Source organism: Gemmobacter sp. 24YEA27 (assembly GCF_030052995.1).
Taxonomy (GTDB): domain Bacteria; phylum Pseudomonadota; class Alphaproteobacteria; order Rhodobacterales; family Rhodobacteraceae; genus Pseudogemmobacter.
In genome coordinates, this window is sequence record NZ_JASJPW010000003.1 from 64,589 (window position 1) to 90,655 (window position 26,067).

General features: G+C 62.4%; 28 protein-coding genes and 2 pseudogenes. 8 read left to right on the forward strand and 22 right to left on the reverse strand.

From position 1 onward, the window contains the following. Positions 1-143: 143 nt before the first annotated feature. Entirely contained in the window at positions 144-482 is a 339-nt protein-coding gene (locus QNO18_RS20335) for a hypothetical protein (RefSeq protein WP_283179346.1), read from the forward strand. On the opposite strand, the gene QNO18_RS20340 is transcribed toward QNO18_RS20335, so the two are convergent. Both QNO18_RS20340 and QNO18_RS20345 read right to left on the reverse strand, forming a co-directional pair. Continuing rightward, positions 475-990 carry a molybdopterin dinucleotide binding domain-containing protein gene (locus QNO18_RS20340; RefSeq protein ID WP_283179347.1) on the reverse strand — a complete coding sequence of 172 codons (516 nt, stop codon included), beginning with the start codon at positions 988-990 and terminating at the stop codon, positions 475-477. The genes QNO18_RS20335 and QNO18_RS20340 overlap by 8 nt on opposite strands. Further along, positions 906-2,771 carry a molybdopterin-dependent oxidoreductase gene (locus tag QNO18_RS20345; RefSeq protein WP_283179348.1) on the reverse strand — a complete coding sequence of 622 codons (1,866 nt, stop codon included), beginning with the start codon at positions 2,769-2,771 and terminating at the stop codon, positions 906-908. Before QNO18_RS20345 ends, QNO18_RS20340 begins: the two co-directional genes overlap by 85 nt. Positions 2,772-3,018: 247 nt before the next feature. On the opposite strand from QNO18_RS20345, the gene QNO18_RS20350 reads away from it, so the two are divergent. The 3 genes from QNO18_RS20350 (at position 3,019) to QNO18_RS20360 (ending at position 4,264) form a co-directional block, all read left to right on the forward strand. Then, on the forward strand, positions 3,019-3,432 hold the full coding sequence (locus QNO18_RS20350) for a rhodanese-like domain-containing protein (protein WP_283179349.1): 414 nt from the start codon (positions 3,019-3,021) through the stop codon (positions 3,430-3,432). A gap of 80 nt (positions 3,433-3,512) precedes the next feature. After that, positions 3,513-3,695: a helix-turn-helix domain-containing protein gene (locus QNO18_RS20355; RefSeq protein ID WP_283179350.1), complete on the forward strand. Its 183-nt coding sequence runs from the start codon at positions 3,513-3,515 to the stop codon at positions 3,693-3,695. Between the two features lie 11 nt (positions 3,696-3,706). Then, a complete protein-coding gene (locus QNO18_RS20360; protein ID WP_283179351.1) occupies positions 3,707-4,264 on the forward strand; it encodes an IclR family transcriptional regulator C-terminal domain-containing protein in 558 nt (185 codons plus the stop codon). 14 nt (positions 4,265-4,278) lie between these two features. On the opposite strand, the gene QNO18_RS20365 is transcribed toward QNO18_RS20360, so the two are convergent. The 3 genes and pseudogenes from QNO18_RS20365 to QNO18_RS20375 form a co-directional block, all read right to left on the reverse strand. Next, positions 4,279-6,210, reverse strand: coding sequence for a 3-hydroxyacyl-CoA dehydrogenase NAD-binding domain-containing protein (locus tag QNO18_RS20365; RefSeq protein ID WP_283179352.1), 1,932 nt, complete (start codon positions 6,208-6,210; stop codon positions 4,279-4,281). Between the two features lie 15 nt (positions 6,211-6,225). After that, positions 6,226-6,522: pseudogene (locus QNO18_RS20370) on the reverse strand (acetyl-CoA C-acyltransferase); the annotation flags it as partial. Between the two features lie 105 nt (positions 6,523-6,627). After that, on the reverse strand, positions 6,628-7,446 hold the full coding sequence (locus QNO18_RS20375) for a beta-ketoacyl synthase N-terminal-like domain-containing protein (RefSeq protein WP_283179353.1): 819 nt from the start codon (positions 7,444-7,446) through the stop codon (positions 6,628-6,630). A 140-nt stretch (positions 7,447-7,586) separates the two neighbouring features. Between QNO18_RS20375 and QNO18_RS20380 the strand changes: the two genes are divergently transcribed. The 4 genes and pseudogenes from QNO18_RS20380 to QNO18_RS20395 all read left to right on the forward strand — a co-directional run bounded on the left by QNO18_RS20380 (position 7,587) and on the right by QNO18_RS20395 (position 12,022). Continuing rightward, positions 7,587-8,516, forward strand: coding sequence for a hypothetical protein (locus QNO18_RS20380; protein WP_283179354.1), 930 nt, complete (start codon positions 7,587-7,589; stop codon positions 8,514-8,516). Continuing rightward, a complete protein-coding gene (locus QNO18_RS20385; RefSeq protein WP_283179355.1) occupies positions 8,513-9,295 on the forward strand; it encodes an SDR family oxidoreductase in 783 nt (260 codons plus the stop codon). Before QNO18_RS20380 ends, QNO18_RS20385 begins: the two co-directional genes overlap by 4 nt. Positions 9,296-9,374: 79 nt before the next feature. Further along, a pseudogene (locus QNO18_RS20390) lies at positions 9,375-10,248 on the forward strand (3-keto-5-aminohexanoate cleavage protein). Positions 10,249-10,426: 178 nt separating this feature from the next. Then, positions 10,427-12,022: an ABC transporter substrate-binding protein gene (locus QNO18_RS20395; protein ID WP_283179356.1), complete on the forward strand. Its 1,596-nt coding sequence runs from the start codon at positions 10,427-10,429 to the stop codon at positions 12,020-12,022. Here the strand turns inward: QNO18_RS20395 and QNO18_RS20400 are convergent. The 17 genes from QNO18_RS20400 to QNO18_RS20480 form a co-directional block, all read right to left on the reverse strand. Next, positions 11,913-13,082, reverse strand: coding sequence for an ABC transporter ATP-binding protein (locus tag QNO18_RS20400; RefSeq protein WP_283179357.1), 1,170 nt, complete (start codon positions 13,080-13,082; stop codon positions 11,913-11,915). The genes QNO18_RS20395 and QNO18_RS20400 overlap by 110 nt on opposite strands. Next, on the reverse strand, positions 13,079-14,047 hold the full coding sequence (locus tag QNO18_RS20405) for an ABC transporter ATP-binding protein (protein ID WP_283179358.1): 969 nt from the start codon (positions 14,045-14,047) through the stop codon (positions 13,079-13,081). The genes QNO18_RS20400 and QNO18_RS20405 overlap by 4 nt, the downstream gene beginning before the upstream one ends. Positions 14,048-14,117: 70 nt before the next feature. Next, complete coding sequence (locus tag QNO18_RS20410; RefSeq protein WP_283179359.1) at positions 14,118-14,624, reverse strand: ABC transporter permease; 507 nt, start codon at positions 14,622-14,624, stop codon at positions 14,118-14,120. Further along, positions 14,621-14,902, reverse strand: coding sequence for a hypothetical protein (locus QNO18_RS20415; RefSeq protein WP_283179360.1), 282 nt, complete (start codon positions 14,900-14,902; stop codon positions 14,621-14,623). Before QNO18_RS20415 ends, QNO18_RS20410 begins: the two co-directional genes overlap by 4 nt. Further along, on the reverse strand, positions 14,899-15,483 hold the full coding sequence (locus QNO18_RS20420; RefSeq protein ID WP_283179361.1) for an ABC transporter permease: 585 nt from the start codon (positions 15,481-15,483) through the stop codon (positions 14,899-14,901). Before QNO18_RS20420 ends, QNO18_RS20415 begins: the two co-directional genes overlap by 4 nt. Then, positions 15,468-15,779: an ABC transporter permease gene (locus tag QNO18_RS20425; RefSeq protein WP_283179362.1), complete on the reverse strand. Its 312-nt coding sequence runs from the start codon at positions 15,777-15,779 to the stop codon at positions 15,468-15,470. Before QNO18_RS20425 ends, QNO18_RS20420 begins: the two co-directional genes overlap by 16 nt. Then, a complete protein-coding gene (locus QNO18_RS20430) occupies positions 15,776-15,904 on the reverse strand; it encodes a hypothetical protein (RefSeq protein ID WP_283179363.1) in 129 nt (42 codons plus the stop codon). The genes QNO18_RS20425 and QNO18_RS20430 overlap by 4 nt, the downstream gene beginning before the upstream one ends. Further along, positions 15,904-16,383 (reverse strand): MaoC family dehydratase, encoded by a 480-nt coding sequence (locus QNO18_RS20435; RefSeq protein WP_283179364.1) that lies wholly within the window; start codon positions 16,381-16,383, stop codon positions 15,904-15,906. Before QNO18_RS20435 ends, QNO18_RS20430 begins: the two co-directional genes overlap by 1 nt. Then, positions 16,380-16,565 carry a hypothetical protein gene (locus tag QNO18_RS20440; RefSeq protein ID WP_283179365.1) on the reverse strand — a complete coding sequence of 62 codons (186 nt, stop codon included), beginning with the start codon at positions 16,563-16,565 and terminating at the stop codon, positions 16,380-16,382. Before QNO18_RS20440 ends, QNO18_RS20435 begins: the two co-directional genes overlap by 4 nt. After that, a complete protein-coding gene (locus QNO18_RS25780) occupies positions 16,562-16,855 on the reverse strand; it encodes a hypothetical protein (RefSeq protein ID WP_349293912.1) in 294 nt (97 codons plus the stop codon). Before QNO18_RS25780 ends, QNO18_RS20440 begins: the two co-directional genes overlap by 4 nt. A gap of 139 nt (positions 16,856-16,994) precedes the next feature. Continuing rightward, a complete protein-coding gene (locus QNO18_RS20450; RefSeq protein ID WP_283179367.1) occupies positions 16,995-18,110 on the reverse strand; it encodes an AMP-binding protein in 1,116 nt (371 codons plus the stop codon). Positions 18,111-18,267: 157 nt separating this feature from the next. Continuing rightward, positions 18,268-19,455, reverse strand: a complete 1,188-nt coding sequence (locus QNO18_RS20455; protein WP_283179368.1) for a M20 family metallo-hydrolase — start codon at positions 19,453-19,455, stop codon at positions 18,268-18,270. 3 nt (positions 19,456-19,458) lie between these two features. Beyond that, on the reverse strand, positions 19,459-20,847 hold the full coding sequence (gene hydA / locus QNO18_RS20460; protein ID WP_283179369.1) for a dihydropyrimidinase: 1,389 nt from the start codon (positions 20,845-20,847) through the stop codon (positions 19,459-19,461). Then, positions 20,847-22,028: a PLP-dependent aspartate aminotransferase family protein gene (locus QNO18_RS20465; RefSeq protein ID WP_283179370.1), complete on the reverse strand. Its 1,182-nt coding sequence runs from the start codon at positions 22,026-22,028 to the stop codon at positions 20,847-20,849. The genes hydA and QNO18_RS20465 overlap by 1 nt, the downstream gene beginning before the upstream one ends. After that, a complete protein-coding gene (locus QNO18_RS20470) occupies positions 22,025-23,167 on the reverse strand; it encodes an acyl-CoA dehydrogenase family protein (RefSeq protein ID WP_283179371.1) in 1,143 nt (380 codons plus the stop codon). The genes QNO18_RS20465 and QNO18_RS20470 overlap by 4 nt, the downstream gene beginning before the upstream one ends. A 1-nt stretch (position 23,168) precedes the next feature. After that, positions 23,169-23,942 (reverse strand): enoyl-CoA hydratase-related protein, encoded by a 774-nt coding sequence (locus tag QNO18_RS20475; protein ID WP_283179372.1) that lies wholly within the window; start codon positions 23,940-23,942, stop codon positions 23,169-23,171. Continuing rightward, positions 23,939-25,099 carry an acyl-CoA dehydrogenase family protein gene (locus QNO18_RS20480; RefSeq protein WP_283179373.1) on the reverse strand — a complete coding sequence of 387 codons (1,161 nt, stop codon included), beginning with the start codon at positions 25,097-25,099 and terminating at the stop codon, positions 23,939-23,941. Before QNO18_RS20480 ends, QNO18_RS20475 begins: the two co-directional genes overlap by 4 nt. Positions 25,100-26,067: the final 968 nt, after the last annotated feature.

Genomic DNA, 26,067 nt, shown 5'->3' on the forward strand with positions numbered 1-26,067 from the left:
CGAGATCAGGAATTTCGCCTCAAGAGGTTTGATCGCCTGATCGTCGTAGCGACACCGGGGTCAGTCTTCCTGGGCCCGGTTCCAGCGCGTGAGGGATAGGCGCAGGAGACCTCCGCCTCGAGCGACAGCGCGTGAAACGCGCTGTGGGGGACCCGGCCCGGATCTCAGCCTTGTTCTTAGAAGGCAAGGATGAGGCGGATTTCAGTTGCGCGATCGCGGGTCTGCCCCTGACCGCCACGATCTTGTCGCTCGGCAAGCGGAGCGCGAAAAAGGGCATCTGCCAATTCGGCCTCGCCGAGCCAGACGTATGGATCAGGGCTATGGTGATGATTGCCCTGCCGCCCGACCCTGGGGCCACGGGCAGGATCGGGAACGGCTTGATCGGTTGGCTGAGATCCCGCCGGGTCGATACAGAGAACCGGAAGATCTGGCGCAAATCCCATCACGAGCAACCGTTCCCGACGCCGGCACAGATCATGTGAGCTGGGCGGTGCCACTGATTTCGGGCGGAGAAAACGCCTCCAGACGGGGCAATTCGCCCAGCCAGGGCTCTGCCCAGACCAGCGTTGTATGGGCCGTCGGTCCCTGGGCAAGGCTGGAGGTCGGCAGATCTCGCGTCAGCACATTGACATTGCCATGCCGGTCCAGCCCCTCGTGCGAGAGGTCAAGCCAGGCGCCGGTCGATATCTGAATCACACCATCCGCAATTGCATCCGAAATGACCAGCCCCGCGAGGCAGGCGCCACGCTCTGACCAGATCCGCAGAACCTGACCCGATACGAGGCCGCGCCGCGCCGCCTCGGCCGGATTCATCCTGGCCGGTTCACGCTGACGGATCTTTGCCTCACGCGAATAGCTGCCGAGGTCAAGCTGGCTGTGCAGCTTGCGGTCAGGCTGGTTCGATATCAGATGCAGCGCATCGCCCCACCCCTTCTCCGGTGCATTGCCAAGCCATTCCCGGGCTCGAACCAGGTCGCATGGCCAGGGCAATCCGCATATCCAAACCCTGCCACCCGCTCGGAAAAGATCTCAATGCGGCCCGAGGGCGTTGCCAGAGGATGCGCCAGCGGGTCTTCGCGGTAAGCCTGCAAGAGCGCGCGCGGCGGCGTGGTGGCGGTAAAGGCGAATTCGCCATCCTGCCAGAAACGGTGGAACTCTGGCAGCATATAGCCATTCTGCGCCGCCACCTCGCGGCTTTCACCGTAAAGCCGGTTCAGCCAGCCCATCTCATCCAGGCCGCCGGTAAAATCCTCATTCATCCCCATGGCTGCGGCAATGCCCGCCAGAATGTCAAAGTCATTGCGGGACTGGGCAAAAGGCGCCACCACCTGCTTCATCGCAACAAGATGCGGCTCGCCTTTCGTGATGCCCAGATCATTGCGTTCCAGCGGCAGCGTGCAGGGCAGGACAATGTCGCCATGTTTGGCAATCGCGTTCCAGAACGGCTCCTGGACGATGACGCAGCGGGGGTTTTTCCAGACCCGATGCAGCCTGCCCAGATCCTGCTGATGGTGGAAGGGATTGCCACCCGCCCACCAGATCAGCTCGATCTTCGGGTAGTGATAGCGGGCGCCATTATAGTCGAAACCCGCGCCCGGCTGTTCCAGCATATCGCCCAGCCGGGCCACCGGAATAAAACTGCGGACCGGATTTTTCAGCTGCGGAAATGCCGGCCAGGCGAAAGGCAAAGAGATGTTTCCCACCCGGTTCGCCGCCGCATAGCCAGTGCCAAAACCGCCTCCGGGCAGGCCTATCTGGCCCAGCATCGCGGCCAGTGTCACAATCATCCAGACCGGCTGCTCACCGTGATCCGCGCGCTGCAAAGACCAGGCCATAGAGAGCATCGTGCGCTTCTGCGCCATCTCGCGCGCGAGGCTGGTGATCACCTCTGGCGTAAGACCAGTGATCGCCGCAGCCCAGTCGGGGGTTTTCGCGATCCCGTCGCTCTGGCCCGTCAGATAGGCCCGGAAGCGGTCATAGCCGGTGGTATAGCGGTCCAGAAAGGCATGATCGGCGCGGCCTTCGGCTTCCAGCACATATGCCAGCGCCAGCATCAGCGCTACATCAGTATTTGGCCGCAGCGCCAGCCATTCCGGATCAAGGCCTGCGGGCGTGTCATCGCGCAGGGGGCTGACATTGACGAAACGGGTGCAGGCAGCGCGCGCGCGCTGCAGCTGATCGGGCACCCTGTGCTGACTGACACCGCCGGCGCTGACCTGGGCGTTCTTGACCGCGAGCCCGCCAAACGCCACGAAAAGTTCGGTATGGCCGACGATCAGCTCCCATGGGGTCTGGTTGTCGGCCATACCATCCTGATTGCCGATCAGATGCGGCAATACCACCTCGGCGGCGGCATGACTGTGGGTGTTGACAGAGCGGACATAGCCGCCGAGCAGGTTCAGGAACCGGTGGATCTGGCTTTGCGCATGATGAAAGCGCCCTGCGCTGGCCCAGCCATAAGACCCCCCAAAGATTGCCTCATTGCCATGCTCAGCAATGATCTCGCGCAGCTCTTTCGCGACGCGCGCATTTGCCTCATCCCAGCTGACGGCGACGAAACTGTCCTCACCGCGCTTTGCGCCGCCATCGCCTTCGAGAAACCCCTTGCGGATCATGGGCTGCGTGATCCGCATCGGGCCGTTGACCGACCCCACAAAGTTTTCGCTGATCCGCGAGGGTGAGGGATCACCTTCTGCCGGTCTCATACCGGTGAGGCGGCCCTCTTCCACTATCGGACGGTCAATTCCCCAATGGTTCAGGGTGACAGACATCGGTGCCGCTCCGCTTTTCTTTCACCTGGGCCTGCTGCCTGTCGAAACACCTTTCTGCCCGGCTGCACAAGCGCGGACCTGAGGCCAGACGACAACGCACCAGCGATGGTGGTTCATTATTCAAAACGTCGTTCTATTTTTATTGCGGAATAATACGCCCCAGGCTAGGCTTTTTTCAGTCCGGCCGGCAACCGGCCACAAGATCCCGGCTTCGGCCTGTCCCCGTCTTTTACAGCAGGAATGCAGCATGCCATCGACCATCACCCGGCATATCAAAGACATGGTCGCCGAGGCCAATCAGCAGGTGAAAACCCTGACAACCGAAGAGGCGCTGGCGCTTTACGGCCGCGATGATGTGGTTTTTGTCGATCTGCGTGATCCGCGCGAACTGACCCGCGAAGGCAAGATCCCCGAGGCTTTCTCCTGCCCGCGCGGCATGCTGGAATTCTGGATCGACCCCGAAAGCCCCTATGCCAAGCCGGTCTTTCAGGAAGATAAGACCTTTGTGTTTTACTGTGCCTCGGGCTGGCGCTCTGCGCTGGCTGCGAAAACGGCGCAGGATATGGGCCTTGCCCCGGTCGCCCATATCCTTGGTGGTTTCGGCGACTGGAAACGGGCGGGCAACCCTGTTGAAACGGTCGAGCAAAAAGCCAAATCGTAAAAGCTGCTTGTCGGCATCCGGACCTTGTGGCTAATCATCCCCAGGAATGAATTCCCTCAGTCGGATTTGAGCGCGTATAGATGTCTGGTACCGTCGGCAAAGCCCTTACTCTGCTTGAGCATCTGTCGCGTTATGATGCGCCGGTGCGGCTGGCGGAATTGTCCCGCTCTATCGAGATGAACAAAAGCACCACCTACCGGCTGCTCGAAACCCTCTCGCAGATGGGCTATGTCACCCAGGATGAGCCAATGGCCGCTATCTGATGACGGTGAAGATGTGGGAAGTCGGCGTGCGGGCCTTTCAGCGCAGCGATATCCGCATCATGGCACGGCCACATTTGCAGGCGATCACCGCAGCCGTGGATGAAACCGCGTTGCTTGCGCGGGCCGATGTCCAGGAGGTGATCATCATCGAAAAGGTGGATTGCGCGCAGCCTCTTCAGGCCATTGCGCCACTGGGAAGCCGGTCGCCGCTGCACGCCTCTTCCTTCGGCAAGGCATTTCTGATGCAACAGGAGCCGCCGAAGGTCATGGAACTCGGTCCGGTGATGCAGCGCTTTACCGATCACACCATCACCGACCCGAAAGTGCTGCTGACGCAACTGGCCGGGATGCGGGCGGCTGGCTGTGCGATAGGCCGGGACGAATATCGCGACGGAATCTCAGGGGTCGCCGCGCCGGTGATCGGCACCGATGGCAAAGCCTATGCGACCATCGGCGTCTCGATGCCAAGCTACAGGTTGAGCCCCGAGAAACTGGCGGCGATTTCAGACGTGGTGCGCCGGGCTGCGGTCAGCTTCTCGGCGCAGCTTGGTCATCAGCCACTGTCGTAAGCCGCGCCGCGCCTTTAGCGATAACCGCGATGCCAGGCCGGGCCGCCCTTCCAGCGGGGCCAGCCAAAGCCATGCACCCAGACCACATCAATGTCTGAGGGTCGGAGCGCAATCCCTTCCGCGATGATGGCGTCAACCTGGTCCAGCATCGGCTCCAGCAGGTGATCCAGCAGCGCCTCAGGCGCGGCATCGCGCAGTTTCTCAGGGTGGCGCGCCCGGAAAGCATTAATCAGCGCCATGGCATCCGCCGAGGGCTGGCCGCGCCCTTTTTCGTCATAATCGTAGTAGCCCAGGCCGTTCTTCATGCCAAAGCGGCCCGCTTCGCAGAACACCTCTTCCATCGTCCGCCCGGCGCTGCCGTCGCGATCCCAGCCAACGTCAAGACCCGCGAGATCGGCCATCTGAAACGGCCCCATCGGCAGGCCAAAGCCGGTCATTGCCCTGTCGATATCATAGGGAGAGGCACCCGCCAGCAAGAGATCCATCGCAGCCCTCTGCCGTGCCAGCAGGATGCGGTTGCCGATGAAACCGTGGCAGTTTCCGACGCATACGGTGATTTTCTGCATGCGCCGCCCCATATCGACCGCAGTCCTGATCACTTCGGGACTGGTCTTTGCGCCGCGCACAACCTCGAGCAGCCGCATCACATGGGCGGGGCTGAAGAAATGCATCCCCAGCACGCGATCCGGACGCCCGGTGGCAGCGGCCATCACGTCGATATCCAGAAACGAGGTATTGCTGGCCAGAATCGTCTGCGGCTTGCAGATCGCGTCAAGACGGGCAAAGAGCGCGGTCTTGACGTCAAGACGTTCAAAAACCGCCTCGATCACCAGATCAGCGCCGGCCAGGGCCTCCGGCTCTGCATGTCCCGAAAGCCGGGACAGCGCCGCCGTGCGGGCCGCGTCATCCATCTTGCCACGCCGGACTGCACCCGCAAGATTATCGGAGACCGCCTGCAGACCACGCTGAAGCCCCTCGGCCATGGAATCACAGAGCAGCACCGTGAACCCGGCGGTTACCAGCACCGTGGCAATGCCGCTGCCCATCGTCCCGGCCCCCACCACGCCCACGGTCGCGACCGGCAGGCTTTGCGTTTCAGCCGGCAGGAAGGGCAGGTCTTTCAGGCGTCGCTCGGCGGCAAAGACATGGCGCAGCGCGCGTGATTGCTCTCCCTGTTCGAGACGGAAAAACGCCGCGCGCGCCTCTGGCCCCTGGTCACGGCCGGGGTCTTGCGCCGCCATCTCAATCAGCCGGAGGATCTCCTCAGGCGCGTCACCCCCGGCCAGTTTCGCGGCATTCCTGCGCCGGTATTCCGCAATTTTTCTCACGGCGTCCGGATCGGCCTTTGGCCCGACCCGCGCAGGAAGCGACCCGGCCAGCGCCAATGCCGCCTCGCGCAGATCCCCGTCTGCGATCCGGTCGATCAGCCCTGACTGCCGGGCCTCTTCTGCCCCGATGCGGCGCCCCGAAAGCACCAGATCCAGTGCGACTTCTGCGCCCGCCAGCCGCGTCACCTGCGCGATACCGCCACCGGCGGGCAAAAGTCCCAGCGTCACCTCAGGCAAACCCATGCCAGCAGTGGGCACCGCCACCCGTGCACTTGCCGCCAGCGCCAGTTCAAACCCGCCGCCAAGCGCCGTGCCATGCATCGCAGCCACCACCGGCCGCGACAGCTGAGACAGGCGGGTGATCAGCGCCGGCAGATCCGGCATCGCGATCTCACCGCCGAATTCCGCCATATCCGCGCCGGCGAAGAAGCTTTTCCCCTCGCAAAGCAGCACGGCGGCCCGCAGATCATCGCGGCTTTCCAGGAGGTCAAACCCCGCCATCAGCCCACGCCGCACATCGGCAGAAAGCACGTTCACCGGCGGATTATCCGTGATGATCAGCAAGATACCATCGCGGATCTCGGCATGGACGCTGGCGGAAAGCGGGATCTTTTGCATGATGGCGCGCCCTGATCAGAAGATTTCAAAAAGCCCGGCCGCGCCCATGCCGCCACCGATACACATGCTGACCACGCCCCATTTCGCGCCGCGCCGCCGGCCCTCCAGCAGGATATGCCCGCTCATCCTTGCGCCCGACATGCCATAGGGGTGGCCCATGGCGATAGCCCCGCCATTGACGTTCAGCCGGTCAAAAGGCAGCCCCAGCCGGTCGGCACAATAAACAGCCTGCGCGGCGAAGGCCTCATTGATCTCCCAAAGATCAATATCCGCGACCGTAAGACCAAAGCGTTTCAGCAGCGGTGGGATCGCAAAGACCGGCCGATCCCCATCTCATCGGGTGCGCAGCCTGCAATTTCGATGCCGCGCAGCGTGCCAAGGGCGCCAGCCCGCGCGCCGCCGCCTCGCTGCCCGACATCACAACAAGCGCGCTGGCCCATCTGAGACCTGGCTGGAATTTCCGGCGGTGACGCAAACCCCGGTCGCAATCTGCTGCCCCTCCTTCAGGACCGGCGGCAGCGCGGCAAGGTCTTCGGCACGGGTTTGCGGGCGATTGCATTCATCCTGCGAGAAGTGGACCTCGGCAAGCGTCTCCGCACCACTCTCCCGGTCGGTCTGCTTTTGCAGGACGGTGAGCGGAGCGATTTCGGCGGTGAAATGGCCCGCCGCCTGGGCCGCCGCCATCTTCTGCTGCGAGGCCAGCGCAAAGGCATCCTGCGCCTCGCGTGAAACGCCATAGCGCTGCGCGACGATCTCGGCCGTCTCGATCATACTCATGTAAAGCGCGGGGATGCGGGCGCTGAGGTCCGGATCACGGGCGCGATGCAGGTTCATCTGCGGCGTCTGCACCAGCGAGCAGCTTTCGACCCCGCCCGCCACGACGATCCGCCGCCCCTCCAGCCGGATCTGCTGGCAGGCCAGCGACAGGGCCACCAGCCCGGACGAGCATTGCCGGTCAACCGTCATGCCCGGCACCGTCACCGGCAATCCTGCGGCCAGCGCTGCCTGGCGTCCGATATTGAAAGAGGTTGCGCCCTGTTGCAGCGCGCAGCCAAGGATCACATCCGCGACCTCAGGCCCGATTGCCCCGGCCCCGCCCGCCCGCTCCAGCGCCGCCGCTATCGCATGGCCGGCCAGTCGTTGTGGCGAGGTGTCATTCAGGGCACCGCGATAAGCTTTGCCCACCGGAGTACGGGCTGTGCTGACGATGACGGCTTCGGGCAAGGGCGCAGGCATTTCGAGATCCTTCAGCGGCTGAACTCAGATCCCCGACCGGCACTGACGCAGCGGTCGGTTAAAACGTTCCACTATTTGAACCCCTGTTGCAATTTTTTCGAACAATGCAAGGCTCCGCCTGCAACAGCCCGGAATCCCCAATGCCTCTGGATCCTTCCCGCATCTTTGGAACCCCGATTGCGGATCGCAGCCTCTCCTATGAGGATCGCGACGCCATGCTTTACGCGCTGTGCTGCGGCGCAGACCGGGCGGTGGCCGAAGGCGATTTCCGCTATGTCCGCGAGGACGGGCTGCAGGTTGTCCCGAGCTTTGGCCAGAATCTGTGTTTCTTTGACGACTGGATGCAGCCTGCCGGGGTCGATATCGCAAAGGTGGTACATGGCGGGCTGGATCTGCGGATGGAAGCCCCCTTTATTGCCTCGGGCGAGGTGACGGTCAAAACCCGGATCGGCGGCCTGACCGACAAGGGCGAGGGGAAGGCAGCGCTTGCCTTGCAGATCAGCGAGGTCTGGCAGGGCGGCAAGCGCGTCTTCACCTCATATTCCAATTTCTTCGTGATGGGCGCGGGCGGTTTTGGCGGCTCGCAGGGCGAGGCTTTCGCCAGCGAGCCAATGCCTGCGGGAGAGCCTGACCAGACCCACGACCTGCCCACACGCAGCGACAGTCCGCTGCTGTTTCGCCTGCTTGGTGACCGCAATCCGTTGCATATCGATCCGACACCGCGCGCAAAATCGGGTTTGAGCGGCCCATCATGCATGGCGCCAATACATTCGGCATCGCCTGCCTTGAAGTGCTCCGCCGCTTCGCAGGCGGGGATGCCGCCCGGATGCGCCGCTTTACCGCCCGCTTCACCGGCCCGCTTTTCCCCGGCGAGACGCTGCGCCTGTCCTGCTGGACCACAGAGCCTGGCCGCATCCGGTTTACGGCGCGGGCCGCCGAACGCGATGCGCCGGTGCTTGATGGCGGGCTTGCCGCGATCGACCCAGCTGCGGGTTAACAGCGATCACATTCAGGACGGCAGACTGGCATATCACCCGCTGCTCCGGACCGACGATAAGGAGACGACATGACGGCAACAACTTACTGGTCTGCGCAAAGGGTGATCATCACCGCCGGCGCCAGCGGGATCGGTCTTGCCATCGCCAGAGCCTATCATGCCCTGGGCGCCGCGGTCTGGATCTGCGACATCAGCGAAGAGGTGCTGGCCGCCGCCGCTGCTGAGCTGCCCGGGATCGGCACCATGATCTGCGATGTCGCTGACCAGGCGCAATGTGATGCTTTCGTTGCCCGTGCAACCGGGGCGATGGGCGGGCTTGATATCCTGATCAACAATGCCGGCATCGCCGGCCCTGCGGCGTCGGTGGAAGAGATGGATGCCGCAGCCTGGCGGCGTTGCTTTGACGTGAATGTCCATGGCCAGTTCTACATGGCCCATGCCGCGATCCCGCATCTGAAGAAGAATGCCTCCGGCTCGATCGTCTGCATGGCTTCGGTTGCCGGCAAATACGCCTTCGGGCTGCGCTCGCCCTACGCCGCGTCCAAGGCTGCGGTGATCTCGCTGATGCGCGCCCTCTCGGTCGAGCTTGGCCCGCATCAGATCCGCGTGAATGCTATCGCGCCGGGTGTCGTGGCGGGCGACCGCATCAAACGCGTTTTCACCGACCGGGCCGCGACCCGTGGCATCAGCTATGAGGAAATGGAGGCCATCGCTTTGCGCGCGGTTTCCATGAAAACCATGGTCGATCCTGCCGAAATCGCCGAGATGGTGCTGTATCTGACCGGCCCTGCCGGTCGCCCGGTCACGGGCCAGGTGATGCAGATCTGCGGCGGCCTGGAATATACGGAGTGATGCGCAAATGATCCCGAAAGAAGACCGCAACAAGGTGATCATCACCTGCGCCATCACCGGCGCAACCCATACGCCGACCATGTCCCCCTATCTGCCGGTGACGCCGGATCAGATCATCGAACAGGCAATCGGGGCGGCAAAGGCCGGCGCGGCGGTGATCCACCTGCATGCGCGGGACCCAGAGACGCATCGCCCACCCCGGACCTGAATATCTGGCTGCATATCCTGCGCTCGATCCGGGCTGAAACCGATGCCATCCTGAATATGACCACCGGCGGCTCGACCTTCATGTCGATCTCGGACCGGCTGCTCGCACCTTCGACCGCCTCACCCGAACTGTGTTCGTGCAATATGGGCTCGATGAATTTCGGCACCTATACGATGGCCGAAAAGTATCGCGGCAAATTCATCGAGGACTGGGAAGAGGGCTATCTTGAGGCCTCCCGCGATGCCATCTTCCGCAACACCTTCAAGGATATCGAGACAATCCTTGAGGTGATGGGAAAAGGTGGCACCCGGTTCGAATTTGAATGCTATGATGTCGGCCATCTCTACAACCTCGCCATATGCTGGATCGCGGGCTGGTTCAGGTGCCGATGTTCCTGCAGCTGATCGTGGGCACGCTGGGCGGGATCGGCCCCGGCCCCGAGAACCTCATGTTCATGAAGGAAACCGCCGACCGCCTGTTCGGCGCAGGCACCTATCAGTGGTCGGTGCTGGCGGGTGGACGCCATCAGCTGAACATGGCCACCATGGCCGCAACCATGGGCGGCAATGTCAGGGTCGGGCTGGAAGACAGTCTCTATGCCGGTCCGGGCAAGCTGGCAGAGTCGAATGCCGAACAGGTCGGCATGATCCGCACGGTGATCGAAGGGCTGAAAAAGACCGTCGCGACCCCGGAGGATGCGCGGCGTATGCTGGCGACAAAGGGTGGCGATAAAGTCAGTTTCTGAACCCGGCAGACCGGGCCGGACAGCAGATCAGAGAATGGGCAAGGCGGTAGATTAATATTCCGACCTTGCCCCAATAAATAGAACAAACCAACCAAGTTTTGCGTGAACTGCTATATCTGGTGGAATAATCTCCCCAGAACGTCGATAGACTGGCAATCACATTCCATCGGGAGCAATCATGAATCGTCGTGCTTTTCTGGCCAGCTCGGCCCTGTTCGGTGCAACCGCGGTTCTGCCGGCGAAATGGGCATATGCCCAGGACAGGGCAGAGGCGCTGCGGGTTCTCAGCGAGGGGGCCGCGAACTCATTCGACAGCTTCTCTGTCGGCGTGAACCGCAACTCGCTACAGATCACCTGGAACATCTATGACCGGCTGCTGAAATTCGCCTATAAGCCGCGCGAGGATGGCACCTTCTATTACGATTACTTCGACATTCAGCCTGAGCTGGCCGAAAGCTTTGAAGTGTCGGAAGACCAGAAGCAGATCACCTTCCATCTGCGCAAGGATGCCACTTTCCATGACGGCGCGCCGGTGACCGCCGAGGATGTGAAATGGTCCTTTGACCGTCTCGTCGCCTCGCCCATCGGTCTGGCCCAGTTCTCGACCGGCTCGATGACCACGCCCGAGCAATTCGTGGTCGTCGACGCGCATACGTTCCGCGTCGACCTGCCGCAGCCCGACCGTTTCGCGCTGCCCAACATCGCGCTGACCTATCCGATCATCGTCAACTCGAAACTTGCGACGCAGCATGCGACCACCGAGGATCCCTTTGCCTCGGAATGGCTGAAGACCAATCCCGCAGGTGGCGGCGCCTTCAAAATCGAGCGCGCCCAGATCGGCGAACGCATTCTCTTCAGCCGGTTCGATGACTGGAAATCGGGGCCGAAGCCGGGATTTGCGCAAGTGCTGTGGCAGACTGTGCCGACCGCCGAAAGCCGGGTTGCCTCGCTGATCAAGGGCGATGCCGATGTGGTACAGGATCTGCCGCCGAAAGACGTGATCGCGCTGTCGGACAATCCTGACATCAAGGTCGTCGGAGTGCCGACCTCAAACTTCCAGTTCATCGGCATGAACAATGCCGTGGCGCCGTTCGATGATGTGCGGGTGCGCCAGGCGATTGCCTATGCGCTGCCCTATCAAGACATGTTGCAATCGGCCCTGTTTGGCCGCGCCCAGCCGCTGTTTGGCGGCACGCCCGGCAAGCCGGAAACCACCACCTTCCCGCAACCGCTGGGCTATTCCACCGATCTCGACAAGGCGAAAGCCCTGCTGGCCGAGGCGGGTCTGGCAGATGGTTTCGAGACCAGCTTTGCCTATGAGCTCTCTGTCGCCACCGTCGCCGAGCCTGTTGCGCTTTTACTCCAGGAAAGCCTTGGCAAGATCGGTATCAGGGTTAACCTGGAAAAGGTGCCGGCCGGCCAGCTTGGCACGCTTTTGCAGGAGAAGAAGGTTCCCTTCTACTTCGAGGGATCGACCTCTTATCTCGCGGATCCCGACTACTTCTTCCGCATCTTCTATTTCGGCGATACCCGCTGGAATTTCGGCAATTACCAGAACCCGGAATTCAAAGCGCTGGTCGACAAGACTCGCTACGAAACCGACAAAGCGGTCTATGATGCCGATATCCTGCGGATGATCGAGCTGGTGAAGGAAGAGGTTCCGATCATTCTGCTTTGGCATCCGACCCTGGATGTGGGTCTGGCGAAATCGGTCGAAAATTACTCCTATACCTTCCACCGTCAGCTGGATCTGCGGCCCCTGTCGCGCGGCTGATATTCTGAGAGACAAAAGAAAAGGCGGCCCAGATTGGGGCCGCCTTTTCCTTTTCCCTCCGGGAAAGCTCAGTCTGCGGCGGCAGAGACCGGATGGAAGCAGCGCACCAGCTGACTGCCGCCATGGCCCAGAAGTTGCGGCGCGGCGCGGGTGCAGTCGGGTTGTTCCACCGGGCAGCGACCGGCAAAGCGGCAGCGATCGGGGGCGGATTGAACGGGCTTTGCGGGTCGCCCTCCAGCTTGATCCGCGCGCCTTTGCGGCCCCGCAGGTTGGGGATCGCCGAAAGCAGCGCCTGGGTATAGGGATGCGCCGGGCGGTGATAGACCTCTTCCGTAGTGCCCTGTTCGACCACCAGACCAAGATACATCACCGCGATGCGCTGACATAAAAGCCGCACGACATTCAGATCATGACTGACAAACAGCATCGCAATGCCGCGCTCGCGCCGCAGTTTGTCCAGGAGCTGCAACACCGTCGCCTGCACCGAGACATCCAGCGCCGAGGTCGGCTCGTCCAGCACGATCAGCCTCGGCTCGACCACCAGCGCGCGCGCGATGCCAACCCGCGCTTTCTGTCCGCCAGACAGCTGATGCGGAAAGCGCTGCAACAACGTATGCGGCAGGCTGACGGCATCAGCCGCATCCTCGACCCGGCGCCGCAGGGCCCCGGCGCTTTCCTTCGGCAAAAGCGTCCGGGCGGGATCCGCGATCAGATCGAACACTGTAAAGCGCGGGTTCAGGCTTTCCGTCGGGTCCTGGAACACCATCTGCACCATGCGGCGCGCGGGCGAACGGCCAAAACGCGCGGCGCTGCTTGCGGTTATATCGACATTTTCCAGCTCGATGCGACCCTCGGTCGGGTCAAGCAGGCGGCAGATCAGCCGCGACAGCGTGGATTTGCCGCAACCGGATTCCCCGACCAGGCCAAGCGCCTCGCCGGGTGCGATCTCAAGATCGACGCCATCTACGGCATGCAGATGCACCTTTGGCGCAAACAGCCTGCCGGAGCGCTGCGGGAAATGCATTTTCAGGCCATGTGCGGCGATCAGCTGGGTGGTCATAGCGGGTTCCTGCAGGCGACAGAATGCGCGGGGCCGCAAGCTTCCAGCCGCAGCCGCCCGGCATCACAGACCGCAAGACGGCGGTCACAGCGCTCGGCCAGACGGCAGGGCGGCAGATCCTTGCGGCGCAGATCAGGCAGCGATCCCTGGATCGGATGCAGCTCGTTCAGATCCTCCACCATTGAAGGAACCGAGCGCAGCAGCCGGCTGGTATAGGGATGGCGGGGCGCGGTTATGATTTCCGGGGTCGGACCCGTCTCGACAACATGGCCCGCATGCATGATCACCAGGCGATCGCAATATTCTGCTGCCAGCGCCAGATCATGGGTGATCAGCGCGACCGACATGCTCTGGCTCTGCGCCAGATCGCGGATCAGATCCATGATCACCGCCTGGGTGGTGACATCAAGCCCGGTGGTCGGCTCATCGGCAATCAGCAGCCGCGGCCGGCAGGCGAGGGCAATCGCAATCCCGATCCGCTGACACAGCCCGCCCGAGAGCTCATAGGGCATCGCCTTCATCCGGCGCTCGGGGTCCGGGATGCGCACCTCGCGCAGCGCATCGAGTGTCCTGCGACGGATCTCGGCGGCGCTGGCGGGGCTGTGGCGTGCGATGACATCGGCGATCTGATCGCCGGTGGCGCGAATGGGGTTCAGCGCCGTGCGCGGGTTCTGGAAGATGATCGAGGCTTCGGCACCGCGCCAGCTGTCACGTTCCGGCCCGCTCATCCCCAGCACATCGCGCCCGTCAAACGCGATCTCGCCGCTGCGGATACGGGCGGCATGGTCCAGAATGCCCATGATCGTATAGGCGGTGACCGACTTGCCCGAGCCGGATTCCCCGATGATGCCGATGATCTCGCCGCGACCGATGTCGAAACTGACATCATCCAGCACATGCACATCACCATGGCGGGTGGCGAAATCGACGGTCAGGTTCCTGACGGAAAGCAGGGGCGCGCTCATGTCCGCATCCTTGGGTCAAGCAGGTCACGCAGCGCGTCGCCGGTCAGGTTGAAGGTGAAGACCGTCAGCATCAGTGCAAGCCCGGGAACAGAGCCACCCACCATTCGCCCGACATCATGAAGCGCGCGCCCTCGGCCACCAGGATCCCCCATTCCGGTGTCGGCGGGCTGACGCCGAGGCCGAGGAAGGAAAGCCCCGCCGCGTTCAGCACCGCCCAGCCCAGATTAACCGAGGCCTGGATCACAATCGGCGCACCGATATTGGGCAGCAGAAACCGCGTCATAATGCGAATGTCAGACGAGCCGCCAACCTTCGCCGCCTCGATATAGCCAAGGTTGCGGCGCACCCGAACCTCTGTCCGGCACAGGCGGATATAGAAGGGCAGATTGATGATCGCGGTGGCGTAGATGATATTGATCACACTGTTGCCAAGCGCCGCCACCAGCCCCATCGCCAGCACGAAAAGCGGGAAGGCCATCAGCACATCGACCAGCCGCGACACAACCACATCGCCTGGCCCGCCCCAATAACCGATCATCGCGCCGATCAGCGATCCGGCCACGCAGGAGAGGATCACCGCCCGAAGGCGATGCTGAGGTCAAGCCTGGTGGCGACCAGCACCCGGCTGAAAATATCCCGGCCAAGCTGGTCGGTCCCGAACCAGTGCAGCGCCGAAGGCGGTTGCAGTGCCTGCGCCGAATTGGTGGCCAGTGGATCATGCGGCGCCAGCACCGAACCAAACAGCGCGGCCCCAAGGATCAGCAGCAAAAGCACCAGCGCCAGAATGTTCAGCGGGTTTTCCACCAGCACATAGCGGGCGTCCCGCAGCCTGATTTTCAGGAGGGAGGCGTTCATTTGCTGGCCCTCGGATCGACGATCCCCGCAAGGATATCGGTGGCGAGATTGATCAGAATGAAGATCAGCGCCATCATCAGCATGAACCCCTGGAGCGGCGCGTAATCAAGGTTGATGATGCTGTCCATGGCAAAGCTGCCAATGCCGGGCCAGGCGAAGACACGCTCCACCAGCACATTCGCGCCCAGCATGTAGGAAAGTGTCATGCCCATGGTGGTGATCAGCGGCAGCATCGCGTTGCGGAAAGCATAGGTCAGCACGATCTTGCGTTTTGACAGGCCAGAGGCCCGGGCCGTGCGAATGAACTCGGCCCCAAGCGCCTCCAGCATTGCCGCCCGCGTCATCCGCGCCAGCGGTGCCAGCGCAAACAGCGCCATGGTGACCGCCGGCAATACCATCTGCTTCAGCGCGGCAAAAAAGATTTCCGGATCACCCGCAATCAGCGCGTCGATGGTCAGAAAGCCGGTGACGCGGTCAGGCTCGAACATAAAGGGATCAAGCCGGCCAATCGGCTCAGGCGCGACGCCGATCAGGAAATAGAACAGATAGATCAGCAAAAGCCCGGTCACAAAGGTGGGCATCGAGACCCCAGCGTCGCGATGATCCGGGATAGATGGTCGATCAGCGACCCCGGTCGCAGCGCGGCGGCAAGCCCCAGCGGAATGGCAACGCCAAGCGCCAGCAGAAAGGCCATCACCGTCAGCTCTGCCGAGGCAGGCAGCCGGTTGATCAGCTCGGTCAGCACTGGCTGCCCGGTTGAGAAACTCTGCCCGAGATCACCGCGTGCGATGGCCCCCAGATAGGTCAGGAACTGTTGCGGCAGCGGCTGATCCAGCCCGAGGCTCTGGCGGACCGCCTCGATATCGGCACTGGTCATCGAGGGTTCGAGGCAAAGAACACCGCCGGATCGCCCGGCAGAACGCGCGTCAGCAGGAAGGTGGCCAGCACAACTCCGAACAGCGTCGGGATCGCCGAAAGAAGCCGGAGCGGGATCTGATGCATCAGCCTTGACCCCCTGTTCCGGTGACGCCTGCCGGTTGCATCAGCAAGAAGATGAGATGATCGCCCCGCACCACTTCGGTGCCATCCGTCTTGACGAGATAACCGCGCTCGGTCGCGAGGCCGCGTCCGGGCTTTGACGTCTCGCGCCGGCTGATGAATTCAAGCTTCAGATACACCTCTTCACCGGGGTAAAGCGGGGCGGAGAATTTGATGTCGCTCCAGCCCAGCGATGCGGTGACAGAGCGGTCAAAACAGCCCAGCCCGGCCTTCAGCCCCTCGATCAGCGCCAGATTGAACAGGCCATGCGTGATACGGCCCGCGAACCCGGCCTCGCGCGCAAAGGTGTCATTCATGTGAACCGGATGATCCTCGCCTGTCAGGCGGGCATAATCATCAATATCCTGCACGGTGATCAGCCGCGACGCTGATTGCAGAACCGTGCCGGGGATAAAGGTCTCATACCAGATCTGTTCGGTCATGTCTTTTTCCAGGCCTCGGTCCACAGGCTGCGCCAGTCGATCTTGCGCGATCCCGAGCGCGGCAGAGCATCGCGGAACTCCACTTCCCTCGGCACTTTATAGGCCGCCATCAGCCCGCGCGCGAAGGTGATAATTTCATCGGCATCGACCTTGCCGCGATATTCGGGCTTCAGCGCGATCACGGCGCGGACCGTCTCGCCGCTGCGGGCATGGGGGCCGAGATCACCGAGACTTCATGCACCGCGGGATGCCGATAAAGCAGCATCTCACATTCCGCCGGCCAGACCTTATAGCCCGAGACATTGATCATGCGCTTGATGCGGTCGACAATGAAGTAATAGCCCTCGGCATCGACATAGCCGAGATCGCCGCTGCGCAACCAGGTCCTGCCGTTCAGCGTCACCAGTGTTTCAGCGCTGGCGCCGGGCTGGTTCCAGTAACCGCGCATGATCTGCGGCCCCGAGATCCACACCTCGCCCAGCTCCCCTGCGGAACCGGCAACAGGGTTTCGGGATCGACAATAATCGAATGGGTATTCTGTATCGGCAGCCCGAGGCACTGATCCTTTGGCGCATCCGGCGGGTTGATATGGGTGGCAGAGATGGTTTCGGTCAGGCCATAGCCCTCGCAAAAGCGCAGCCCCCATTTGCTGAACAGGCGCTCGGCCACCGCAGCCGGCATCGAAGCCCCCCGCCGGTCAGCACCTGCAGCGAGGCAAAACAATCATCGGTGAAGTTCTCCGAGCCCAGCACATCGACGATCATCGTCGGCGCCGCAGACCACCAGGTCACCTTATGGCGGCGCAAGAGGCCGGGCACGGCATCAGGGTTCCAGCGGGTCAGAAGCACAAGCGCCGCCCCGGCACAGATCGCCTCGGCCATCGAGGCAATCATGCCCGCCACATGAAACAGTGGCATGAAGCAGGTCATGACCGAGCTGTGATCGGTGCGATACCAGACCCGCTGCGCCTCGGCGACAAAGCCGGCAGCGCTATGGGTGGTAAAGCAGGCTTTGGGTCGGCCAGTGGTGCCGGACGTATAAGGCAGGATCGCAAGCGTCTCTCCCCCGGGCGGCATTGGCGGCAGGCTGAGCCCCCGACCCGCCCGGATTGCGGCCTCGAAATCGACCGAGATCACTGGAACCTCTGCCGGTGCGGGACGCAGCATCACCTCCGGCAGCGGATCAGATGTCTCCGGCACCCGGTCGAGGTAACGCAGGCGCAGGATCCGGTCGAGCGCGCCCGCCCCGGTCAGGCCCGCGAACCGCTCCAGCAGCTCATCCGCCACAATTGCCATACGGGCGCCGCTGTCACCAACAATCCAGCCCAGTTCTTCAGCTGTATTCATCGGGTTGACCGGCACGACCACACCGCCCGCCCGCAGCACGGCATAAAAGCCGATCACAAATTGCGGCGCATTTTGCAGGTCAAGAACAACACGGTCACCCGGGCGCAGCCCGTCGGCAACAAGCCAGGCAGCCAGCGCGCAGACATCCGCCTGCAAGGCGCCATAGCGCAAGACGGTGCCGTAATAGTAAAGCGCCGGCCGCTCCGGCCAGGTCGTGGCGCTGCGCTCAAGCAAAGCGGCAAGATTTTCGCCGGTCACCGGCAGATCAGCAGCAAGCCCGGCCGGCCAATGCGGCGATTGCAGCCCGGTCTGGAAGGCCAATGTCTCTGAACCCGGCGCAGCGGCAGGGGTATTGTCGCTGATTTCGGCCTTCGGCGTCATTCCTGCTCACGTCCTTTGGGTCTGATATATGAAATCAGGTTCCTAATAATGAAACAAGCACCTGCTGTACGGGTCAAAAGGGATTAGACAGAAAATCCCCAAACATGCCCGATTTCAGAACGAACATGCTGTTCTTGCAGAGATGTCAAAAGGCCGTTCAGGCCTGTCTGAGCATCCGCAGCATCACCCGGATCGCCGCTTCGATATGCGCAAGGTCGCTCTCTTCTTCAGGGCAATGGCTGCGTCCGCCGACCGAGGGCACGAACAGCATCATCGCGGGCACGATGCGCCCGATGATCCCGGCATCATGATTGGCGCCGGACAGCAGCTCGCAGGTCGCGACGCCTTCTGATTTCGCAGCCGCAGACATTGCCGCCGCAAGGGTTGCATCCATTGGAACCGGCTGGTCCGAATAGACCCGGCGGATCCGCAGACCGAGCTTTTCGTCAGTCGCGACCGATTCCGCCAACTGCTCCACCGCACCGCGCAGGGCGAGCAACTGCCCGCCATCCGGGCCGCGCAATTCAAGACCCAGGCGCACCTCACCCGGCACCACATTGCCCTGATTGGGTGCAACGCTGAAGACGCCGATGGTGCCGCGCAGATCCGGATCACCGGCGGCGCGGATCATCGCCCGGAACTCTGTCGCAAAACGCGCGGCTCCGGCCAGCGCATCACGGCGCAGATCCATCGGGGCAGTCCCGGCGTGATCGGCCTGGCCTGTAAAGCGCAGCGCCAGCCGCTCCTGACCGGCAATCGCGGTGACCAGCCCCAGCGGAATACCTGCGGCTTCCAGCACCGGGCCCTGCTCGATATGCAGTTCCAGATAGAACGCCACATCCGAAAAATCATAGGGCGCATTGGCAGGCGTAAACCCTGCCGCCTGCATAAGAGGCGCAAGCTCCGTGCCATCGGCTGCGCGGGCGCGGGCAAGGGCCACCTCATCATGCAGCCCTGCCATGGCGCGGCTGCCGGTGAAAGGGCCGAACCGCCCTTCTTCGTCGCGAAAGGCGATGACCTCGATGGCGCGGCCCTGCCAGCCTTCGGCTTTCAGCTGTTTCAGGACCGAAAGGCCAGCAAGCACCCCGATGGCGCCGTCAAACGCGCCGCCCCGCTGCACCGAATCGAGATGCGAGCCGATCAGGAATTTGGGGCCCCTGCCCTCAAGGCGCAAAATGGCATTGCCGAAGGCGTCATAGCGTGCGCCAAGACCCGCCGCGCGCGCCTCGGCCAGCAGCCAGTCATGCGCCTGATTATCCGCCGCGCTGAAGGCAAGCCGGGACCAGCCGCCGTCAGGATCGGCCCCAAAGCCCTTCAGCCGCGCGAAATCCGACCGGAAATCCATCGCTTAACCCGGGCGGCGGGGCGAGGCCCGCATGACAAAACGTCCCTGTCCCTCGTGACCGAGGAAGACCCCATCCTCGACCACGAGCTTCCCCCGCAGGATCGTGGCGGTGGCAAATCCGGTCAGCTCCTGCCCGCTATAGGGGTTGTACCCAATGTTGCCGTAATCGCTGGCGGGCGTGATGGTGTGACGCGTCACCGGGTCGACTAGCACCAGATCAGCGTCATAGCCCGGGGCGATAATACCCTTATTTTCAAAGCCGAAAATCTGCGCCGGGAGGGTCGAGAACAGCTCGACAAACCGCATCAGCGACAACCGGCCCTGATCGACGCTGCGGGTCCAGAGCACCGGCAGCCGGAACTCGATCCCGGTGGTGCCATTGGCAACGGTGGTGAAAGACGGCAGGCCTTTGCGCTTGGCCTCAGCGCTGTAGCTGACCTCATCCGAGGCCACGAGGCTGAGACCGCCCTGCGCAAGCCCCCGGAACAGCGCGTCCTGATTTGCCTGATCGCGCAGCGGCGGCGACAAGATGTAGTTATAGCCATCCTCGCGCTCCAGCGCCTCTTCGGTCAGCGCCAGATAATGCGTGCAGGTCTCGGCGGTGATCTTTACGCCTTCGGCCCGGGCGCGGGCGACCAGATCAATCGCCTCGGCGGCCACCAGATGCAGGATATGAACGCCGCAGCCGGTGGCACGGGAGAAGGTTATGGCCCGCGAAACGGCTTCGATCTCCACGATCTTCGGCCGGGTCAGCGCGTGATAGCGCGGATGTTCATGGCCTGCCGCAACTGCCTCGGCCCGCAGCCGTTCGACAATATCGGCATTCTCGGCATGCAGCACCACCGAGAGGTCATTCTGCGCCGCCGCCTCCATCAGCGCATAAAGCGCGCCATCGGTCAGCTTCAGCCCGTCTTCCTCATAGACAGTATAGACCTTCAGCGTGGTGACCCCAGCCGCGCGCAGCGCAGGCAGTTCGGCAAGCGTCTGCGCATTCACATCGGTGACGATGACATGCAGCCCGTAATCCACCGTCACATTGGCATCGGCCTGGCCCCGGCGATGGCTCAGCCCCTTCAGGATCGAGCCGCCGCGTCTTTGCAGCGCGAAATCGACCACCGCCGTGGTGCCGCCGCGCAAGGCCGCAATCCCGCCCGAGCCGAAATCATAGACGGAACGCACGCCCATGAAGCCGACCATCAGATGCACATGCGGATCGACCCCGCCCGGGATCACGATCCGGCCGGTCGCATCGATCACCTGTGCCTCTGGCGCGACAAGGCGGCCCTCGCCCGGCGGCAGCACCGCGCGGATGCTTTCGCCTTCGGTCAGCACATCGGCAAATTGCACGCCATTCGGGGTGACAACGCGGCCCCCGGTGATCAGGATCGACATCAGCAGCCCTCCAGCGCCTGGGAAAGATCGGCGATCAGGTCTTCCGGGTCTTCGACCCCGACCGAGATGCGCACGAGGCTCTCACTGATCCCCATGGCAAGGCGCTGCGCCTGCGGCACCGAGTAATGCGAGGTATTGCCAGGCTGGGAAATCAGGCTTTCCACACCGCCAAGCGAGGCACCGATGCCAAAGAGCCGGGTGGCATCGACCACATGGCGCGCGGCATCCTGGCTCTGCGCCTCAAAGGACAAAAGCGCGCCAAATCCGGTCATCTGGCTTAGGGCCAGCGCGTGATCGGGATGAGAGGTCAGGCCGGGATAATGCACCTTTGCCACTTTGGGATGCGCGGCGAGGAATTCAGCCACTTTCTGGCCGCCGGCATTATGGGCCGCCATGCGCAGCGCATAGGTGGTCATGCCGCGCAGCAAAAGCCAGGCGGCATGTGGGTCGACAATGGCGCCTGAAGCCTGCTGATTGCTGCGCAGCCTGCGCGTCAGATCCCGGCTGCCGCAAACCGCGCCCAGCAAAAGATCGCCATGCCCGTTGAGGTATTTCGAGGCGGAATGCACCACCAGCGCCGCCCCAAGGTGCAAAGGCCGCTGGTTCATCGGCCCGCCGAGAGTGCCATCGACCACAACAGGAATGCCGCGCAGTGCCGCCAGATCCGAGATCGCCCGCAAATCAACTACCCTGAGCAGCGGATTGGTCGGGGTCTCGACATAGATCGCTTTCGTCCGTTCTGTCACCGCGGCCAGAACATCCGCCACCGCGCCCGACGCCGCCCAGACCACATTGACGCCCTGACGCGGCAGCACATCACGGAAATAGCGGATGGTGCCGCCATAGATATCGGGCAGTGCCACCAGCTCGTCGCCGGCTTCCAGCAAAGGTGCCAATGCCCCCGCAATCGCCGCCATGCCCGAGGCGTAAAGCACGCAGGACTGCGCCCCTTCCAGCGCCGCAACCCGCTGTTCCGCCGCCAGAACAGTGGGGTTGCGCACCCGGGAATAGACATAGCCGCGTTTTTCGCCGCTGTTGATTGCCATCAGCTCGGCAGTGTCTTTCGCGACAAAGGTGCCGGTCTGATAGACCGGCGGCGAAACCGCCCCCATTGCCTCCGCCGGGTCGTGACCGGCGTGAACCGCGATCGTGGCCAGGCGGAGTGCGGGGGCTTTTGTCATTTCGTCAGCTCTTTCGCGATGATGATGCGCAGGATCTCGGACGTGCCGCCCCCGATCTCAGCCAGTTTAGAATCGCGGAAATGGCGCTGCATGTCGAATTCCATCAGATAGCCCCACCCGCCCATCATCCGCATACCGTTCAGCGCGGCGCGGACATACATCTCGGACGAGAAGAGATTGGCCATCGCGGATTCCTTGTTATTCGGAATGCCGCGATCCACGAGGTTTGCAGAACGATAGAGCAGGAGCCGCGCGGCCTCGATCTCCATATCCATATCGGCGAGCTTCGCCTTGGTCAGCTGGAAGCTGTTGATCTTCTGCCCGAACTGCTTGCGCTCATCGGTATATTGCAGGATTTTCTCCAGCACCGACTGCGCCGCGCCGACATTGACGCCGGTCAGGCAGCAGCGCTCGTAATCCAGCGTCTTCAGCGCATTCATCCAGCCGCCATTCACCTCGCCGATCACATTCTCTTTCGGGATGCGGCAATCGGTCAGGAAGATCTCGTTCAGATCCATCGGCTTCAGGCCCAGCTTCTTCAGCCGCCGGATTTCCATGCCTTTGGTGCCGGTCGGCACCAGCAGCATGGTGATGCCCTTATGCTTCGGGGCCTCCGGGTCGGTGCGGGTCATCAGCAGGATGTAATCCGCCACCTGGGCGGCAGAGCAGAACATTTTCTGCCCGTTGATCACCCATTCCTCACCGTCCAGCTCGGCCCGTGTCACCAGCGAGGCGGCATCAGACCCCGAGCCCGGCTCGGAAAGCGAGAGCGCGAAACGGATCTCGCCGCGCGCCAGTTTCGGCAAAAGCTCTTTCTTCTGCTCTTCGGTCGCGAAATGCGTCAGCGCATCGGTCGCGATGACCACGGTCGTATAGTAGAGATTGGCACCGGCCTCGAAATGGCGGGCGAATTCTTCCAGAAACACCACCAGATCGGTGCAGCTGCCGCCCATGCCGCCATATTCGACCGGGATCGGCAGCGACAGCCAGCCCGCCGCCGCCAGCTTGTCGTAAAGCTCGGTCGGGAAGCGCTCGGCCTCGTCACATTCACGCACATATTCAATCGGGCATTCACGCGTCAGGAAGCTGCGCAGATTGTCGCGCATCAGCCGCTGTTCTTCGCTAATCTCGAAATCCATCTTATTTCCCCGTCCAGCGTGGTGCGCGTTTTTCTGCAAAGGCCCGCGGACCTTCCTTGTAATCTTCCGAGGCCCGGATGCGATCCCGCGCGGGCAGGCCGGAGTAAAGCTTTTCAAAAGCCTCGCGATCCGAAAGCCCCTCGACCTCGCGCGTCACCTCGAGCAGCGCGGCAACCGCCAGCGGCGCGGCCGAGACGATCTGCGCGGCCAGGGCGCGGGCCTCATCCATCAGTGCCTCAGAGGTGGTGATCCGGTTGACGAAGCCATATTTATGCCCCTCCTCCGCTGTCAGCCGCCGCCCGGTCAGCAAAAGCTCGGAGGCGATATTCACCGGCAGCCGGCGATGCGCCCGCCACAGCCCGCCCGCTTCGGGGATGAAACCGCGTTGAAGCTCTGGCAGGCCAAACTCGGTCTTTTCCGTGCAAAGGACCAGTGTCGCGAAAAGCGCAAACTCAAAGCCGCCACCGACCGCAAGCCCGTCGATCGCCGCGATCACCGGCTTGACCATATCCTGGCGATTCAGGCTCATGAACCCGTTCGGGCCGAAATCCTCGCCATCATCGCCCGCCGCGACCGCCTTCAGATCCCAGCCCGCCGAAAAGATCTTCCCCCCTGCCGCGGAAACAATCCCGACCCGCAGATCCGGGCTTTCATTCAGCTGCGTCAGCGCCGCATCGAAATCGCGGCTGGCCTGCTGGTCAAAGGCATTGGCGGGCGGGTGGTCAAAGACGATCTCCAGCACCGGACCCCGGATTTCGGTTCTGATGCGGCTCATGCCGGGAACTCCCGCAGCACGTCTTTCGAGATGATGTCACGGTGGATTTCAGAGGTGCCCTCCCATATCCGCTCGACGCGGACATCGCGCCACATCCGCTCAATCGGCCATTCTTTTGAGACCCCCATGCCGCCCAGCATCTGCAGCGCGTTATCGGTCACGCGCCCCGCCATTTCCGAGCCATAGAGGTTGACGATAGAGGCCTCCCGCTGGGTGATCAGCCCATCCTCCATCCTCGCGGCGCCATTCAGCACCAGAAGACGGGTCGCCTCGATCTCCATCGCCATATCGGCCAGTTTGAACGAGGTGCCCTGGAACTGCCCGATGGTCTTGCCAAAAGCGCGGCGCGTATTGGCATATTGCGCGGCGATGCCCATGGCGCGCTCGGCCAGGCCCACCATATTGGCCGAAAGCATCACCCGGCCCGAAAAGATCCAGCTTTTCGCAATGGCAAATCCGCCGCCCTCTTCGCCAATGATATTGGCGGCCGGCACGCGGACATCCTCCAGCGCGATCGAGCAGGATTTGAAACCCCGGTTGCCAACCAGCTCCAGCGGGCTGACACTCACGCCAGGCAGGCATTTGTCGACGAGGAAGCAGGTGATCCGCTTCTGCGGCCCTTTCGGGGTCTCATCGACGCCGGTAACGGCGAAAAGGATGATGAAATCCGCCACCATCGCCATGGTGATGAAGATCTTTTCGCCATTGATGATGTAATCATCGCCGTCGCGCACCGCCCTGGTGGCGATCTGGCGCGCGTCAGAGCCTGCGCCCGGCTCGGTCAGGCCAAAGCATTCCCAGCGTTCGCCGCGGATCACCGGTTTCAGATAGGTTTCGATCTGGTCACCGGTGCAGGCTTTCAGGATCGGCGCCGGGCGGTTGCAGATGATGTTAAGCGCCCGTGTGGTGCGCCCTAACTCAATCTCCGCCACCGCGCGCAGCCGCTGCCCAAGGCCGCCACCGCCCAGCTCTTCGGGCATGTTCAGCGCGTAATATCCGGCATCTATTGCCTTCTTTTTCAGCTCACGGAACAGATCTTCCGGGACCTTATCGGCCTTTTCGATCAGATCCTCATGGGGCATCAGCTCTTTTTCGACAAAGGCACGCACACCCTGGGCCACCATACGCTGATCTTCGCTGTAGGCTGCATAGCTCATCATTGAAACCCGTATTGCCGATCCGAAAGATCGTTTCATTATTTGACATGACGTTTTATGAATTCGCAAAACTTGTCAATATAGCAACGCCTGGAATGGTGGGCGCGTTATGGCCCGCAGGCCGAACGTCTTAAGCGCTTATCCAGGCTGTTCATGGAGGAAACGGCTCCCCGGTGCCGGCCCCGGGAGCGCAGGACGACAAAGGCCGCCCGCCGGAACGTGCCCCGTGACACGACAACGCATGATGCCAGGGCAGCTATACGGCGATCGCTGGTCGAAGCCCCACCCGCCATAGGTCGGAGACGGGTCTGAGGAGCCGCCCATGCGCGCCAGCGCGAGGCTGCGGCCATCCGGCGGGTTCAGGGAAAGAAACATACCGGAGCTCCAGAATATCACGGCGTTTTTGTTGTTTTTTTCCGACATATCCGCCGCATCCGTCACTTTTGGATAACATCCCATAATCTTGCATTATCGGACCTCTATACGGTTTCCATGAAAACCTGAAAAACACCGGCATAGCAAAGCCCTGACCGGACCTGTTCCAGCGGATTTGCGCTTTCAGGCGGACCGGCCGCCCCCAGAACTGCCGGCTCGCGAAGATCTTCTCCGGGCTTTGGATGCGGCTTCGCGTGATCCGGACCATCTACCCCGGTAACGTGATTGCGCAGGATCATTGAGGGATTCGCATTCCAAATCAGGCCGTGACAAGAATCGCCTCGGTGTTTTCCGGAACACGCCCTGGGTAGAAAATGGCCTGCCTTGCGTTACCGTGACTGCGGGGCTCACTCCGGGTGCAAGAAGTCAGCACAGAGCCCCCTTCCCCCAGCCTGTTCATAACTAAATACTTTTAAAACAATACATTGAATAAATTTACTCAACGGTCACCTGAGGAAGAAATCAAAATCTGGCAGGCCTGCTCAAGCCCAACACAAGATACCCGTGAACGATTTTTCTTGAGAACTGAGAAC

Bases quoted from the DNA above. Each gene is read 5' to 3' on its own strand.
- QNO18_RS20395 (WP_283179356.1), top strand. From the start codon at position 10,427: ATGAATCGTCGTGCTTTTCTGGCCAGCTCGGCCCTGTTCGGTGCAACC.
- QNO18_RS20465 (WP_283179370.1), bottom strand. From the start codon at position 22,028: ATGACAAAAGCCCCCGCACTCCGCCTGGCCACGATCGCGGTTCACGCC.
- QNO18_RS20365 (WP_283179352.1), bottom strand. From the start codon at position 6,210: ATGCAAAAGATCCCGCTTTCCGCCAGCGTCCATGCCGAGATCCGCGAT.
- QNO18_RS20355 (WP_283179350.1), top strand. From the start codon at position 3,513: ATGTCTGGTACCGTCGGCAAAGCCCTTACTCTGCTTGAGCATCTGTCG.
- QNO18_RS20360 (WP_283179351.1), top strand. From the start codon at position 3,707: ATGTGGGAAGTCGGCGTGCGGGCCTTTCAGCGCAGCGATATCCGCATC.
- QNO18_RS20345 (WP_283179348.1), bottom strand. From the start codon at position 2,771: ATGTCTGTCACCCTGAACCATTGGGGAATTGACCGTCCGATAGTGGAA.
- QNO18_RS20470 (WP_283179371.1), bottom strand. From the start codon at position 23,167: ATGGATTTCGAGATTAGCGAAGAACAGCGGCTGATGCGCGACAATCTG.
- QNO18_RS20475 (WP_283179372.1), bottom strand. From the start codon at position 23,942: ATGAGCCGCATCAGAACCGAAATCCGGGGTCCGGTGCTGGAGATCGTC.
- QNO18_RS20425 (WP_283179362.1), bottom strand. From the start codon at position 15,779: ATGACCAGTGCCGATATCGAGGCGGTCCGCCAGAGCCTCGGGCTGGAT.
- QNO18_RS20450 (WP_283179367.1), bottom strand. From the start codon at position 18,110: ATGACGCCGAAGGCCGAAATCAGCGACAATACCCCTGCCGCTGCGCCG.
- QNO18_RS20415 (WP_283179360.1), bottom strand. From the start codon at position 14,902: ATGAACGCCTCCCTCCTGAAAATCAGGCTGCGGGACGCCCGCTATGTG.
- QNO18_RS20375 (WP_283179353.1), bottom strand. From the start codon at position 7,446: ATGCCTGCGCCCTTGCCCGAAGCCGTCATCGTCAGCACAGCCCGTACT.
- QNO18_RS20400 (WP_283179357.1), bottom strand. From the start codon at position 13,082: ATGACCACCCAGCTGATCGCCGCACATGGCCTGAAAATGCATTTCCCG.
- QNO18_RS20430 (WP_283179363.1), bottom strand. From the start codon at position 15,904: ATGCATCAGATCCCGCTCCGGCTTCTTTCGGCGATCCCGACGCTGTTC.
- QNO18_RS20350 (WP_283179349.1), top strand. From the start codon at position 3,019: ATGCCATCGACCATCACCCGGCATATCAAAGACATGGTCGCCGAGGCC.
- QNO18_RS20435 (WP_283179364.1), bottom strand. From the start codon at position 16,383: ATGACCGAACAGATCTGGTATGAGACCTTTATCCCCGGCACGGTTCTG.
- QNO18_RS20420 (WP_283179361.1), bottom strand. From the start codon at position 15,483: ATGCCCACCTTTGTGACCGGGCTTTTGCTGATCTATCTGTTCTATTTC.
- QNO18_RS20385 (WP_283179355.1), top strand. From the start codon at position 8,513: ATGACGGCAACAACTTACTGGTCTGCGCAAAGGGTGATCATCACCGCC.
- QNO18_RS20405 (WP_283179358.1), bottom strand. From the start codon at position 14,047: ATGAGCGCGCCCCTGCTTTCCGTCAGGAACCTGACCGTCGATTTCGCC.
- QNO18_RS20380 (WP_283179354.1), top strand. From the start codon at position 7,587: ATGCCTCTGGATCCTTCCCGCATCTTTGGAACCCCGATTGCGGATCGC.
- QNO18_RS20480 (WP_283179373.1), bottom strand. From the start codon at position 25,099: ATGAGCTATGCAGCCTACAGCGAAGATCAGCGTATGGTGGCCCAGGGT.
- QNO18_RS20455 (WP_283179368.1), bottom strand. From the start codon at position 19,455: ATGGATTTCCGGTCGGATTTCGCGCGGCTGAAGGGCTTTGGGGCCGAT.
- hydA (WP_283179369.1), bottom strand. From the start codon at position 20,847: ATGTCGATCCTGATCACCGGGGGCCGCGTTGTCACCCCGAATGGCGTG.